The organism is Companilactobacillus metriopterae, from assembly GCF_004117915.1.
Classification (GTDB): domain Bacteria; phylum Bacillota; class Bacilli; order Lactobacillales; family Lactobacillaceae; genus Companilactobacillus; species Companilactobacillus metriopterae.
In genome coordinates, this window is record NZ_RSTD01000003.1 from 167,595 (window position 1) to 181,429 (window position 13,835).

At 31.4% G+C, this 13,835-nt stretch carries 14 protein-coding genes; 8 read left to right on the forward strand and 6 right to left on the reverse strand.

What is annotated here, in order from left to right; all coding sequences use genetic code 11:
- Positions 1–14: 14 nt before the first annotated feature.
- Both EKN01_RS07220 and EKN01_RS07225 read right to left on the reverse strand, forming a co-directional pair.
- Positions 15–1,508 carry a DUF6056 family protein gene (locus EKN01_RS07220; protein ID WP_129045613.1) on the reverse strand — a complete coding sequence of 498 codons (1,494 nt, stop codon included), beginning with the start codon at positions 1,506–1,508 and terminating at the stop codon, positions 15–17.
- A gap of 134 nt (positions 1,509–1,642) precedes the next feature.
- Positions 1,643–1,825 carry a hypothetical protein gene (locus EKN01_RS07225; RefSeq protein ID WP_099973990.1) on the reverse strand — a complete coding sequence of 61 codons (183 nt, stop codon included), beginning with the start codon at positions 1,823–1,825 and terminating at the stop codon, positions 1,643–1,645.
- Between the two features lie 156 nt (positions 1,826–1,981).
- On the opposite strand from EKN01_RS07225, the gene EKN01_RS07230 reads away from it, so the two are divergent.
- The 5 genes from EKN01_RS07230 to EKN01_RS07930 are packed head-to-tail and all read left to right on the forward strand — an operon-like array spanning position 1,982 to position 6,114.
- A complete protein-coding gene (locus EKN01_RS07230) occupies positions 1,982–2,878 on the forward strand; it encodes an ABC transporter ATP-binding protein (RefSeq protein ID WP_129045614.1) in 897 nt (298 codons plus the stop codon).
- A complete protein-coding gene (locus EKN01_RS07235) occupies positions 2,871–3,611 on the forward strand; it encodes an ABC transporter permease (RefSeq protein ID WP_129045615.1) in 741 nt (246 codons plus the stop codon). Before EKN01_RS07230 ends, EKN01_RS07235 begins: the two co-directional genes overlap by 8 nt.
- A 6-nt stretch (positions 3,612–3,617) precedes the next feature.
- Positions 3,618–4,745 (forward strand): sensor histidine kinase, encoded by a 1,128-nt coding sequence (locus EKN01_RS07240; RefSeq protein ID WP_129045616.1) that lies wholly within the window; start codon positions 3,618–3,620, stop codon positions 4,743–4,745.
- Between the two features lies 1 nt (position 4,746).
- The gene (locus tag EKN01_RS07245; protein ID WP_129045617.1) at positions 4,747–5,346 is read left to right on the forward strand and encodes a response regulator transcription factor; all 600 of its coding nucleotides are present in this window, start codon (positions 4,747–4,749) and stop codon (positions 5,344–5,346) included.
- A 15-nt stretch (positions 5,347–5,361) separates the two neighbouring features.
- Positions 5,362–6,114 carry a hypothetical protein gene (locus tag EKN01_RS07930; RefSeq protein WP_241685267.1) on the forward strand — a complete coding sequence of 251 codons (753 nt, stop codon included), beginning with the start codon at positions 5,362–5,364 and terminating at the stop codon, positions 6,112–6,114.
- A 31-nt stretch (positions 6,115–6,145) separates the two neighbouring features.
- Here EKN01_RS07930 and EKN01_RS07255 read toward each other — a convergent pair whose 3' ends face one another.
- Together EKN01_RS07255 and EKN01_RS07260 are read right to left on the reverse strand one after the other, a co-directional pair.
- Positions 6,146–6,940, reverse strand: coding sequence for an SDR family NAD(P)-dependent oxidoreductase (locus EKN01_RS07255; RefSeq protein ID WP_129045618.1), 795 nt, complete (start codon positions 6,938–6,940; stop codon positions 6,146–6,148).
- Between the two features lie 87 nt (positions 6,941–7,027).
- Positions 7,028–7,519, reverse strand: coding sequence for a PTS sugar transporter subunit IIA (locus EKN01_RS07260; RefSeq protein WP_241685268.1), 492 nt, complete (start codon positions 7,517–7,519; stop codon positions 7,028–7,030).
- Positions 7,520–7,706: 187 nt separating this feature from the next.
- On the opposite strand from EKN01_RS07260, the gene EKN01_RS07265 reads away from it, so the two are divergent.
- Both EKN01_RS07265 and EKN01_RS07270 read left to right on the forward strand, forming a co-directional pair.
- Positions 7,707–9,092, forward strand: coding sequence for an MFS transporter (locus EKN01_RS07265; RefSeq protein WP_129045619.1), 1,386 nt, complete (start codon positions 7,707–7,709; stop codon positions 9,090–9,092).
- Positions 9,093–9,117: 25 nt separating this feature from the next.
- Complete coding sequence (locus EKN01_RS07270) at positions 9,118–10,281, forward strand: MFS transporter (RefSeq protein ID WP_164966388.1); 1,164 nt, start codon at positions 9,118–9,120, stop codon at positions 10,279–10,281.
- A 29-nt stretch (positions 10,282–10,310) separates the two neighbouring features.
- Here the strand turns inward: EKN01_RS07270 and EKN01_RS07275 are convergent, their stop codons facing one another.
- Positions 10,311–11,636, reverse strand: a complete 1,326-nt coding sequence (locus EKN01_RS07275) for a dihydrolipoyl dehydrogenase family protein (protein ID WP_129045621.1) — start codon at positions 11,634–11,636, stop codon at positions 10,311–10,313.
- Positions 11,637–11,733: 97 nt separating this feature from the next.
- Here EKN01_RS07275 and EKN01_RS07280 point away from each other — a divergent pair, with 97 nt between their 5' ends.
- Positions 11,734–13,101, forward strand: coding sequence for a flavocytochrome c (locus EKN01_RS07280; protein WP_129045622.1), 1,368 nt, complete (start codon positions 11,734–11,736; stop codon positions 13,099–13,101).
- Between the two features lie 14 nt (positions 13,102–13,115).
- Here EKN01_RS07280 and EKN01_RS07285 read toward each other — a convergent pair whose 3' ends face one another.
- Positions 13,116–13,820, reverse strand: a complete 705-nt coding sequence (locus tag EKN01_RS07285; RefSeq protein WP_129045623.1) for an NAD-dependent protein deacylase — start codon at positions 13,818–13,820, stop codon at positions 13,116–13,118.
- Between the last annotated feature and the right edge of the window lie 15 nt (positions 13,821–13,835).

Sequence of the window (13,835 nt, forward strand, 5' to 3'; positions counted from 1 at the left end):
TGATTGGTTTATTTTTATTTGTAAATATAATTTTCTATATTAAAATTCGACCTAAATTTATAGTACTCAGGAGACTGCATTTTAAGATCATCATTTAGAAATACAAATGATTTATAAGGAACGTTTTTATTTAAAATCGCATCTTCATAAAGAAACTTACTATCAGTAACTCTGTTTGTATTTGCTATACTATTGCTAGTCATCATATAAATAACTGACAGTGAATTTAAAATTATAGATAAAGTTGCTAGACCTATGAATAAGTATTTTAAACTGATATCCAAATAATCAAAAGCTCGATTAGCATAGATTATACTTATAATTATTAAGAAAATAGAAGCACCAAAATACTCTCTGGCAAAAACTGGAGATAGTATAAAAATAAAAGGGACAAATAATGCAACTGAACTAAATAGATAGAAAAGAACATATTTATTATTTTTTGATGATGGATTGTATAAAATAATAGTTGTAATAAACAAGTAAATATAAAATAGAATTGAGATTGTAAAATCAAAGATAGCAATCTGAAATGGGAAATTAATTATTTGTGATAACTCATCTATTCTATAGTTTAGATGTATAAATATATTGATTATCAAATAATATGAGATAAAAAATATTGCTAGAGAAATCAACGTTATTTTCAATTTTCTGTTGATAACTTCTTTATATGCAATGAAAACTACGGATAGACAAATCAAAATAATAAAGAAATAGTTGAATGTAATTATCCAAAAATGAGAATAATTGATAAAAATATTTGTAGAGTTATTAATTGTGAAATTTGTTTCTCTGTAGCTACTGGAATTGTGATAGTAAGAAGGATTTGAGAACATTATACAGGTAGAAAAGATAGCACCCAACAAGTAAGATACAGCTGGAATTAAAGATTTCTTCAAACTACCTACTTTATTAAAATAAATAGTAGATATGATGGCGACTATACCAACAAATAATTGATACATGGTAAAGTGTTCTACAAATAGTCCACCTATCAGGGCAATTACAAACATAGCTGATGATATTAAATTTTTATTTTTTACTTCTTCGTCGATATATTTTTTGAAAATTATGATTGCTAATAACATTAAAGTTACAGGTGGAAGGTAATTAACAAAGCCGGCATACCATAGAAATATACTTTGTAAATAGCCTACTTGTATTATGAAAAAAAGTGATAGCGATAATATCAATGACGGTAATGTTTTTCCGGTTATTTGATAAATACACCAAATGAATAATGTAAGTATAAAAGCGTAGTAGATGATTGCAAATATCTGACTGTGCATAATTAGTATTATAGATAAATTTCCCAAATATCTACCATTACTACTCCCACCATACGAAGGATCTAAACTGTAGAAACCATGTGTTAGTAAATAGTGACCTTGTTTACCCCACCAAAAAAAATCATCACCAGTAGGGATGATTAGGAATGAAACTATAGAATAATAGACGAATATAATAAAAAATACAAACTTCTCAAACTTTTTACTAAGATACATTTTTCCACCCTATTTCATATAGTTAAAAGTATCACTTATGTATTTCTATTGGACGCCAGTTTTATTAAAACTTAATAACATTATGAGATATTTAAAAAATTAATACAAAAAAAGAGACCTTAAAAGGTCTCTTTTTATATTCTAGATATTCTAGAAATACCGGCAATTGCTATACCGATAAGGAATATCCAAAATGCTAATTTGATGAATAATATTGCGAATACAATTAGCAGTATTGTCCCTATCAACTTAAATAAAAATGGTCCGGCTACTCCAAAGAAAAATAGAACCATAAAAAGTGCAAATAATAAGAACATATCTACCTCCGTTATTTATATTTGATAGAAATCATATCACGTTTACAGGGAAAAGCAATCAAAATTTACTATGACATTTGTCATGTTTTTTTGTGATGACTTTTACTACTGTAATAACTCAAACCTATATAAAATTGGCTTTGAGGTGAGGGGATTATGACTGAAATTTTAAAGATTGAAAATATAACAAAAAAATATGGATCAAACACGGTTTTAAAAAATATAAGTTTTACCAGTGAAAGTGGTGAAATCGTGGCTTTAATTGGAGAAAATGGAGCCGGTAAATCTACATTAATTAACATTATTAATAATTTAACTGAAAGATCTTCAGGAAAAGTAATGATATTTGGTAACACTTCAATTAAAGATAAGTCATTAAGAGAACGCATAGGGGTCATGCCACAGCAAGATATATCGCTAGAAAAAATTAAAGTTAAAGAAACGATTAATCTAGCTAGGTCATATTATAAAAATCCTGTGGATTATAAAGAATTAATATCTCTTTCTAATCTTAAGTCTAAAGAAAATGAATTAGTAACAGATTTATCAGGAGGTCAAAAACGATTATTATCGTTTGCGGTTGCTTTAGCGGGTGATCCTGATTTGATTTTTTTGGACGAACCTACAAATGGCATGGACGTCATGAATCGTGAAAAATTTTGGAATACTGTATTAAAACTAAAAAATCAAGGTAAGACATTCTTCGTAACTAGTCATTACATAGAAGAGCTTCAAAATATAGCAACAAAAATCATGATTCTTCAAAATGAAAAGTTTGTATTTCAAGGAACATTAGACGATTTACGTAAGGATCAGGAAAGTACACAGATACAGTTTGATTCGCAGGTTAATCTTGTTAATTTTAAAAAAATTGAATCAATTAAAACTATTAAGCAAAACGGTCAACATTTCATCATCACAACGAATAACTTGATTGAATTTTTGAAAGATTTTCAAGTTTTTTATGATGAAATATCAAATTTAAGCATTGAGCAAAATACATTGGAAACAATATTTAAAAATTTAAGTAAAGGGGGACAAGATAATGACTGATTTTATATATCAAACAAAAATCAATTTTTTACGATTAGCTTTGCGAAACAAGAGCTTTTTTATTTATGATGTAATTTTCCCAGCATTTTTCTATTTACTTTACACTAAGATATTACCTGTAAATCAATCAGGTCCTCTAACCGAAGAATGGAACAAAGAATATTTAATTAGCATGTTGATATTTAGTGCAACCTTGATATCAATAACAACGTTTTCTAACTTTATCTTGAGCGACAAACAGAATAAATTTGAATTATTTGTAAAACTATCGCCTATTTCAAAAATTCAATATTATGCTTCAGTGATTGTGGTTTTAATTGCTATGAAGCTAATATCATTTTTATTGATAGGATTAGTTGGTGGTTTGGTGAATAGCATTCATATCTCAGCTGGTACATGGATTAATTTAATATTAGTGTTTGTAATAGGTACGATACCTTTTGATATTCTAGGTTTATTAATATCTCAGTCTGGTAATATAAATCTAGTTAATGTTTTGAACAATATTGGAGTATTTCTATTAGCTATCCTTGGTGGGTTATGGTGGCCATTGAGGATGTTCCCTGAATGGCTTCAACATATAGGTAAATTAACTCCGGTATATCAACTTTCTAATATCATGAAATCAGTTGTATTAAATTCCAGCTTTCATGTCACAGATATTATAGGATTAAGTTGTTGGACAGTGGCATTTTTAGTAGCTATGTATTTGATAAATCTTAAAAAAGAGTGAGAAAATATGAAATCATTCCTTCAAAAATATGTTTTATTTCCTAAAAGATTAGGATTGGCACCTTATTTCTGGCTTGTGTGGCTTATATTTATGGTGGCTAATTTGATACCTTTTGATACGTTATCTAAAAAAATACAAATAGTGTTAATATTTGTATTTTTAGTTATTTATCGAAATACCTTTGCAGATCGTAAGAATTTTTTGCCATATGTAATTACTCAGATTATTTTGGGTTTTATATTTACTGCATTATTTAGAAATCCTTATATATTTGTGTATTGTGCCTGGGTGATTGGGAGTTTTAGGATTAGTGAGCAGTATTTTAGAAGATTAGTTACTGGATATTATACAGTCGCAGCAATTGGTATTGCTTGCTACATTTATCAGATTAAATCTGATTTATTCTCTAGTGCTTACTATATTTCAGAAATGATATTTATATTAATATTTGTTTTTGCATCACCAATTGTAGCCAGATCTCTGACTAATGCATATACTAAAAGTGCTCAAACATCAGCTGATTACGAGCGACTACTACAAGTAGTCAAGATGGATGAACGTGAGAGAATATCGCAAGATCTTCATGACCAAGTAGGTCAGGTTATGTCAGCGATAACTTTGAAATCAGAATTGGCACAAAAGTTAATAAAAAAAGAGAATTATGCTAAAGCTAATGATCAAATGATAGAAATTGAAAAATTATCTCGGGACAACCTTAATCTAATTAGAGAAATAGTAACCGATCTTCGCAAGGAAACTATATCAGAAGTTATTTTAAAAGAGAGTAATCTCTTAAGAGACTCTAATATTATTCTAGAAACCACTAATGAAAAAGCAGCCAATACTTGGCCTACTGATATTCAAAATATTTTTGCAGCAACAATAAAAGAAGCTACTACCAATATTATTAGGTACTCTAAAGCACTGCATGTTCATATTAACTTTGATGAAAATAATGATTTTGTAACCATGACCATAACAGATGACGGAGTTGGATTTAGTGAAGCTGACGTTCGAGAGAATTCTTTCGGATTAGATGGTATGAAGAAGCGATTTAATATACCAAATGGAAAAATAACTATTAACTCGGATGACGGTACAACAATTACTGCTCAACTTCCAAAGGAGAAATAATATGGTATCAATATATTTAGCTGAGGATCAAGAAATACTAATTTCAGCGTTATCAGAAATTTTGTCATTGGAAGATGATTTTCAAGTGATCGGAACCGCTACAGACGGTGAAAAAGCTCTTGAAGAAATTCGACAATTGAAACCTGATCTAGCAATATTAGATATCGAAATGCCTAAGATGACAGGGCTTGAAGTGGCAGAACAAATCAAAGATTTAGATACAAAAGTAGTTATTCTTACTGTTTTTGCACAGAAGAATTACTTCCAAAAAGCTGTAAATGCTGAAGTAAATGGATATTTGTTGAAAGATAGTAAAACTGATTATTTAATCGATGCTATTCATAATATTATGAAAGGAGATACAATATATTCTCCTGATTTGGTAAAATCAGTATTAACAGCTGAAGAAAATCCATTTAATGAACGTGAGACAGAGATAATAAAGATGATTAGTGATGGTTCAAAAACTGCTGATATTGCCAACACATTATTTTTATCAGAAGGAACAGTTCGTAATTATATCTCTTCAATACTTAGTAAAACTGGTTCTAGTTCACGTATTGAGGCGATTAATGTTGCTAATGATCATGGTTGGATTTAATTTAAGGAGATAATTATGACGAAAGTTAGTGCTGATTTAACTACAGATTCTACTCATATTAAAGTAGAAGAATTACCTGTTGAAATTACTATAAGTTCTGCGGATTCTACAGAAGAAAGTATTTTCAAGATTGCTCTGAATAAACACAAGATAGTTGATGCATCAGCTGCTACAATTGCAGAAGATTATGATGAATTAATTCAAATCACAGCAAATCCAGATTTTGAAGTGGACTATTTGGCTCGTAGTTTGAACAATGAATTGATAGAACTGGGAGCAAAAATACCTCTTGAAGAACAACCTGTTCCTACTAATATGAAAAAAACTGCAGTTGAGTATGTCAAAGTAATCTTTTTAGTTCTATCAAGATTTGGCTATCAGTTTGCTCCAGTTAAAAAAGCTCCTGCTAAAAAATTACATCGTTGGAACAAAGAGGTTAGTACTATTCCTTTCTATGTGGATGCTTTCGATAGTAAGGCAACGGTTTACTGGCAAAAGAGAAATGAAATGCTCATCAAGAAGGGTGCAACTCTAAAAACAGATGTTCCACTTAATAAAGATGGTTCAGTAGGATTTGCTGCACGTTTCACAGAACAACTGCGAACAGAGCAAGCTGATAAGATTAAAGATGGCAAAACTACCGAAGATATTATTTTAAAGAGTGTCAATGAAGTAGGTAATTTTCTATACTACGCAGGGACAAATAGTTGGTTAGTTTTGAAAGATGCAGATGGTAAAACCATTGATGAATATACTGAAGTAAAATAAAAAATCATGACATTATGTCATGATTTTTTTGTTAGAACATTGTAGGAACTAATCCACCTTCAACACGGATGGCTTCACCAGAGAATGATGATGAGCTTGGACTTGATACGAATGCGGCAAGTCTACCAACTTCAGATGGTTTGATTAGTCTTTGTATTTGAGAACGTGATCTTTCAGTTTTCATGAAATGATCACCCCAGTCTTTTTCAGGGATGTCAGTATCTTGATACATATCTTTAAGCATTTGTTCAACACCTTCAGTACGTGTTGGTCCAGGTAAGATAGTATTCACAGTGACGTGTGTACCAACGGTTAGTTGTGATAGGTTTTGGGCTAGAGATAGGTTCATAGCTTTTGACATACTATATGGAGCCATGCCACCAGAAGGCATAATTGCTTCCTCACTAGCAATAAAGATAATACGACCGAAATCTTGATCTAGCATGTTTTTAAGATAGTGTTTTGCCAAGGCATTACCAGATAAAACATTGATATCAAAATATTTCTTCCAGTCTTCGTCTTCTAATGACCAGTAATCAACTTGATCAAAAATACCCATGTTGTTAACTAATATATCTATTTTAGGAAAAGTTTCAAATAATTTTTCTTGATCAGACTTCTTTGATAAATCAGCAGCTACTCCTTTTGGAGTAGTATTTGGAAATTCTTTCTTTAATTCATTTACTACAGCATCAACACCTGATTGGCTGCGTCCATTAATGACTACATTTACACCCTCTCGTGCTAACTCTGTAGCGATAGCTTTACCAATACCCTTTGTAGATCCAGTTATAAGTGCTGTTTTATTCTCTAAGTATAAGTCCATGTTCACACCTCAAATAGTTATTTTGTCTCAAATATATACCCAATTACATTTAAATTAAAGTAGGTACTTTGAAGTGCCCATGAGTTACTATTTTAATTTAGCTTCGACCATGTCAGTTCCAACTGTTATAGCTGATGAATCGGCTAAATCTAAATTAGTAAGTTCCTTAACATCATCCATATTGGTAATAAGCATCATACACGTGCTATCTTTTTGTGAATCCTTCAATTTTTGAAGATCAATTTCAGCAATTAATTGATCTTGTTTAATTTTTTCACCTTCTTGAACCAGTATGTTGAAAGGTACACCATTAAGTTCAACAGTATCAATTCCCAAGTGAATTAAAATTTGTAAACCATTCTTTTCACTGATTGTAATAGCGTGTTTAGTAGGGAAGACACTTGCCACAGTTCCTGATACGGGAGCATATATTTTTCCGTTACTAGGCAAGATTGCAAATCCATCACCCATCATTTTGCTAGAAAATACCTTATCAGGTACTTTTTCAATTGGAACGTATTTTCCTTCTGCAATAGTTGTAACAGTAATATCTTTAATTTTTTTACTAAAAAGACCCATGATTATGTTCTCCTTTATTATCACTCTGAGTTATAATTCTCAACACTATATCGATGTTTACTACATAATGCGATTCTTCAAGTTAAATTACAATAAGAATAATAAATTTTTTTATACTAAACAAAATTTGATTTCTGACCTAGTTTTAACCGATAATAAAGTCATACTGTTTGGAAAGGTTATACATATGAAAGAAAACGAAAAAGTCTCCAAAAAAGATCTCGTTTCAATATTTTCAGTGGCTTTAGTAGCATTTTTGAGTATTTTAACTGAGACATCTATGAATGTAACTTTTCCAACGCTGATGAAATCGATGAATGTTTCTCTCAATTTAGTTCAATGGATAACGACAGGATACTTGTTGACGGTTGCTATTTTGATGATTATTTCAGCCTATTTAAAACAACGTTTTAAAAGCAAAACGTTATTTATTGCCGCTACAATATTTTTTGTCGTTGGTGATTTAATTTGTATTTTTTCTCCAAATTTTCCAATTCTTTTATTTGGTAGAATAATTCAAGCATTTTCAGCTGGAATATCTATTCCATTGATGTACAACATTATTTTAGAAAATGTCCCTATTTCAAAACTTGGCTTTTATATAGGAATAGCCGCTTTAGTTATTATGATTGCTCCTGCAACGGGTCCTACTTATGGTGGATTGATGGTTTCATTGGCAGATTGGCGAATGATATTCTGGTCAACACTACCAGTGATTTTCATCTTAATGTTCATCGGAATAAAAACAATTCATCAAGTTTCACCAATAAAGAAGACTAGGTTTGAATTAAAACAATTTGTATTACTAGCGGCAGGGCTAGTTTTGACAATGTTAGGATTTAGTAATTTATCTATTTCAGGTGTTGGTAGCTGGCAATTTTTAGGAACTATATTGGCAGCTATTATCGCGTTTGCTCTATACTATGTTGTTTCGCAACGCAGTGATAATCAATTGATCAATATTAAAGTTTTCAAAAATCCAATGTTCAAATACAGTTTTTTAGCTTATGTTATTTTACAATTTTGTAATTTAGCAACGAATTTCTCACTACCTAATTATGCTCAGATAGTTGTTGGTGCTAGTTCATTAATAGGTGGATTGGTGCTATTACCTGGTTCTCTGTTAACTGCAATAAGTCAGCCATGGTTCGGTCATCTACTAGATCGCTACGGTGCAAAAATACCGATAATTAGTGGAAGTATCTTGGTTACAATATCGGCAATTGGATTCACTGTTTTTGGATTGAATCTTACAGTTGCAATGATAATAATATTTTATACAGTATTTAGTTTTGGTCGTTCAATGGCATTTGGTAATTCGTTAACTTATGGGTTAAAGAGTGTCCCAAGAGAATTAACTCCAGATGCCAATGCGATTTTTAATACTGGTCAACAATTTGCAGGTTCATTAGGTACCACAGTTATGGCAGCTTTTATGTCATCTGATAAATCTGCAGGAGTTTCTTATGCGACTGCAACTGCAGTCGGATCTCATCGTGGATTTGTATTCATATTAATATTGAGTTTGATTAATTTTGTATTATATTACCAAGCATTCAAAAAAAGAGCTTAGTTAATTTCAACAAGGGGGTGTGATGATGTCAATAAAATATCAGAAAACCTTCTTTTTGTTTGCTAATTTTCTTTACAACCTATCCAGAGTTTTGCCACATGCAATATTATCAATTATCTTGCTATCTAAGGGATTTTCGATAGGACAAATATCGATTATTCAGAGTTTTTTCATGATTGCGGGTATATTGTTGGAAATTCCTTCTGGCATTTTGTCGGATATAATTTCGGAGAAATATATTTACCAAATTTCTCTGGTTTTTATTACAGCTTCTTACATGATTGTTATAGTTAGCTCTTCTTTTTGGTTAATGTGTTTTTCATGGTTCTTATATGGTGTTTCTAGTGCGGGAATGACAGGATCTTTGGACTCGTATTTTATAAAAGATGCACTGGATAATGACCAAGGTATTAAGAAGTTTAATATCCAAAATAACTATTCTTTGCTACTTAGTTCTCTATTGGGTGGGGGTATAGGTGCAAGTATTTATGGATTAATTCATATCAATATCTATATTTTATCTATTTTAGGATTTATAATTTCATTTGTACTTATTCAAGTAACAATTCCATTTAAAAGAGTGGAGAAAATAAAAAGAATAAGTGTTAAAGAATTATTTGAAAATATCAGAGGCTTATTGAAAGATGAGAAAACAAAGAATTTAGTCATATTGATAAGCTCTTATCAAATAATCGCTCAGGTATTTTTTCAGTACTGGCAATTTATACTAATTCAAAAAGATATATCAGCTAAATATTTTGGGTTAGTGTATGTTCTTTTTCAATTTACTGCTCTAATAAGTAATTGGTTTTTCTCGGTAATTAATGTTTCAAAACGAAATTATATTTTCTCAATAATTTTAATTTCAGTATTATTTATATCGGGACTGTTAGTAACTAATTCTTACTTAGTGATTTTACTTCTACTAATATTTGAACTACCGTTCAACTTATACATAAGTCAACTAAACATGGAACTTCAGAATACTGTTGGTTCGGAAGGATTATCAACTAGTATTTCTGTTATGGAATTTACATCAACAATAGTTGCAACTTCCACTTTATGGTTGATTGCCATATTGGTTTCAAAAAATAATCTGTTTTTAGTCTTAGGAAGTGTGGTAATAATCTTTTTAGTTGTGTCATTAATAGTTATTTTTAATCGTAAAAAAATAAAAGATATAAATTAAAAAACCTCAGACATTGTCTGAGGGTTTTTTTAGATTAGATATTCTAAATCGCTGGCTGATGTTGGATAAGCCATAACTTGATTTAGGATATCATTTATTGGAGTTTTTGAGTTAATAAATGTTGTAAATAAATTGATGAATTCACTACTATCAGAGCTTAAAATTGAAGCTCCAACTATTTGATTTTTATTGTTTATAACTGTTTTTATTTTAGCAACGGGGTCGTTACTTCTATGATAAGTAAACCAATTAGTAGTATCTAAATCTTTAACAGTCATTGAACTATCTTTTTGAGCTTCTTCCACGGGAACTCCAATTTGAGCTAACTCCGGTCCACCGTACACGACTGTGGGAATTACCGGATATTGTATAGCAGCTGTGTTTTTGCCAAGGAGATAGTCTGTAACGTATCTTGCTTCAAATCCAGAAACAGGTGTAAGTTTTGGTTGTTTCTTAGCCAACACATCCCCAATTGCAAATATAATTGGGTTCGATGTTTGAAGAAATTCATTTGTTTGAATTCCATGACGGTCATAAGTGACATTTGCCGTTTCTAAATCTAAGTTCTCAGTATTAGGAATTCTACCTGTAGCATCAAAAATTAAATCACTATTTAACTCAAAATTGTCAGCATGCAAAGTATATTTAGAATCATCTTGAGTGATCTCTTGAGTGTTTATATTGAAATGAAATTCAATATTGCGTTTTTTCATTTGTTCCATCATGGATGAAACCATATCTGGATCGAATGCTTTTAGAGGTTTGTCATTATGATGGACAATGTGAACCCTTGCTCCCGTTGAACTAGCTATAACAGCTAATTCAAAACTGATATATCCAGCACCTATAAAAGTAATCTCCTTTGGCATTTCATCCAGAGCCAAGAAATCAGCACTATCTAATAAATATTGATTACCTGAAATATTTAAGCTGTGTGATCTTTGACCAGTAGCAATAATAAAATTATTTGCAGAGAGTATTTCATCATTTATATCGATCTCATTGTCAGAGATGAACTTAGGATTACCTACGATAGTTTTAATATCCATATTATCTAGAGATTTTCGACTACTTTCAGATACAGGATCTGTAAAAGTACGTTTAAATGCTTGAATTTCTTTCCAATTTACAAATGGTGTATTTTCGAATCCTTTTCCCTGTAATTGTTCAATTTTATCACGAGCTTGGACACCACTGAGTAATACTTTTTTAGGATCACAACCACGGTTAGGACATGTTCCACCCCAGAGGTCATTTTCAATAACGGCGACACTTTTTCCAGCTTGCTTTATGGAGCTGGCAGCTGCCATCCCACCAGGACCGGCACCGATAATAATCACATCATATTTATCCATTAGAAACCTCCTACAAAAATCAATATATCTATATTATAACTACAAGCGATGGAATATACTGTTATTAAATACTTACATAAAAAGGCAGGATAAATTTATGGCTGATAAGTTCGAAGTTTCATCAAAAGATACTATAAAAAATCAATATGATTTGATTATTATCGGATCAGGTGGAGCAGGTCTTGTGACAGCAGTTCAAGCTTATGAATTAGGTTTGTCACCAGTTATTTTAGAAAAAATGGAACGTATCGGTGGTAACACTGGTCGTGCCTCAACAGGTATGAACGCTGCCGAGTCGTTAGTTCAAGTGAAAAATAAAATTATCGATACTTACAGTGATTTTTATGAAGAAACATTTGTGGGTGGTGGCAAGAAAAATAATCCAGCTATGCTTAAGTTTTTCTCTGAACACGCGGCACTTGGGGTAGATTGGTTGAAAGAACATGATGTTGTTTTGACTGATTTAACAACCACAGGAGGTATGAGTGTTCCCCGAGCACACCGTCCAGGTTCGACAGCTCCAATTGGTGCGTACTTGATTAAGGGATTGCTAGAGAAAATATCTGAATATGAAATTCCGGTATTCAATAATATGGCTGTAGAAAATATTGAGAAGGATGATAATCGATATACTGTTGAGACAGCCGATACTAAAATAAATGCACCTGCAATAGTACTAACATCAGGTGGTTTTGGCGCTAATGTTGAGTTGATTTCAAAAGTTAGACCTGAATTGAAAGAATATAAAACGACAAATCAACCAGGAACTATGGGGGATGGCTTAAAATTGGCTGAAAATTTGAATGCTGAAATTATAAATTTATCAGATATTCAAGTACATCCAACCGTTCAACAAGATACAGACCATACCTATTTGATAGGTGAAACTGTCAGAGGTGAAGGCGCAATTCTAGTAAATAAATCTGGAAAAAGATTTGTTAATGAATTAGACACTCGTAAAGAAGTCACACGAGCAATAGATGAACTAAAAGAAAATGGTGCTTACCTAGTATTAGATCAAACAGTATTTGATCGAGTACAGGCACTAGGTTTTTACCAAAGTATCGGATTAGTTACTTCAGCTGATTCAATCGAAGAATTGGCTCACGAAATAGATGTAGATAGTGATAATTTGGAAAAAACTATTGATAAATGGAATAGAGCTATTCAAGCCAAAAAAGATAGTGAATTTCACAGAACGACTGGTATGCAACATAAGATCAAGAAACCAAAATTTTATGCAATCCATATAGCTCCAGCTGTCCACTATACAATGGGTGGCGTAAAAATAAATGAGTTAACACAAGTTATTGATAAGGAAGACAATGTTATTCCAGGATTCTTTGCTGCTGGAGAAGTTACCGGTGGTTTGCATGGGAATAATCGTATTGGCGGGAATTCAATAGCTGAAACTGTGGTCTTTGGTCGACAAGCAGCACAACAAGCATATAAATATTTGAAATAAAAAAAGCCTACTAATTAGTAGGCTTTTTTTATTTCTTTGAATACGTCAACAACATCACCTTGAATAAAGTGAATGCTATTATTTAAATTTTGAGGAAGTTCATTATTAATTATTACGACGGGTGTGCTGGCTTTTTTGTACTGAATTAGTCCAGCAAATGGATAAACTTTCAAGCTTGTACCAGCGACAATTATCAAATCAGCACTGGATATTTCACTGACAGAATTTTCAATATTGCCAGGTTCAATACCTTCACCGTAGAGTGTGAAATTAGGACGATATAATCCTCCATCTTCTTCATGAGTAAGATGATTTTTATAAAAATCCATCGAAACATGCTTCCCACATACACTACAATAGGCAAACTGAATATTTTTGTGAAATTCAATTACATGATTGTTGCCAGCTAATTTATCCAAGCCATCAATGTTTTGAGTAATTAAAAATCCTTTTCTGTTAGAAAGATCAGCAATCACTTGATGAACAATATTTGGTTTGGCATCTGGAAAATACATATTGCGTAAAACAAAATCACGTAAAATTTCGGGATGATTATGTAAGTTATCTACCGAAAGGATTTCTTCGTTTTGCATATTATTATATATACCAGTCTTACTACGATAATCAGGTATTCCTGAATGTGTCGAAACGCCAGCACCAGTCAAAAAGACTAAGTTGTTAGCAGATTTAATTAAGGATATTAATTCAGATACTTCCATCAGTTATCACTTCTT

Excerpts from the sequence above, each read along its gene's own strand:
- EKN01_RS07220 (WP_129045613.1), bottom strand. The coding sequence starts at position 1,508 with ATGTATCTTAGTAAAAAGTTTGAGAAGTTTGTATTTTTTATTATATTC.
- EKN01_RS07225 (WP_099973990.1), bottom strand. The coding sequence starts at position 1,825 with ATGTTCTTATTATTTGCACTTTTTATGGTTCTATTTTTCTTTGGAGTA.
- EKN01_RS07230 (WP_129045614.1), top strand. The coding sequence starts at position 1,982 with ATGACTGAAATTTTAAAGATTGAAAATATAACAAAAAAATATGGATCA.
- EKN01_RS07235 (WP_129045615.1), top strand. The coding sequence starts at position 2,871 with ATGACTGATTTTATATATCAAACAAAAATCAATTTTTTACGATTAGCT.
- EKN01_RS07240 (WP_129045616.1), top strand. The coding sequence starts at position 3,618 with ATGAAATCATTCCTTCAAAAATATGTTTTATTTCCTAAAAGATTAGGA.
- EKN01_RS07245 (WP_129045617.1), top strand. The coding sequence starts at position 4,747 with ATGGTATCAATATATTTAGCTGAGGATCAAGAAATACTAATTTCAGCG.
- EKN01_RS07930 (WP_241685267.1), top strand. The coding sequence starts at position 5,362 with ATGACGAAAGTTAGTGCTGATTTAACTACAGATTCTACTCATATTAAA.
- EKN01_RS07255 (WP_129045618.1), bottom strand. The coding sequence starts at position 6,940 with ATGGACTTATACTTAGAGAATAAAACAGCACTTATAACTGGATCTACA.
- EKN01_RS07260 (WP_241685268.1), bottom strand. The coding sequence starts at position 7,519 with ATGGGTCTTTTTAGTAAAAAAATTAAAGATATTACTGTTACAACTATT.
- EKN01_RS07265 (WP_129045619.1), top strand. The coding sequence starts at position 7,707 with ATGAAAGAAAACGAAAAAGTCTCCAAAAAAGATCTCGTTTCAATATTT.
- EKN01_RS07270 (WP_164966388.1), top strand. The coding sequence starts at position 9,118 with ATGTCAATAAAATATCAGAAAACCTTCTTTTTGTTTGCTAATTTTCTT.
- EKN01_RS07275 (WP_129045621.1), bottom strand. The coding sequence starts at position 11,636 with ATGGATAAATATGATGTGATTATTATCGGTGCCGGTCCTGGTGGGATG.
- EKN01_RS07280 (WP_129045622.1), top strand. The coding sequence starts at position 11,734 with ATGGCTGATAAGTTCGAAGTTTCATCAAAAGATACTATAAAAAATCAA.
- EKN01_RS07285 (WP_129045623.1), bottom strand. The coding sequence starts at position 13,820 with ATGGAAGTATCTGAATTAATATCCTTAATTAAATCTGCTAACAACTTA.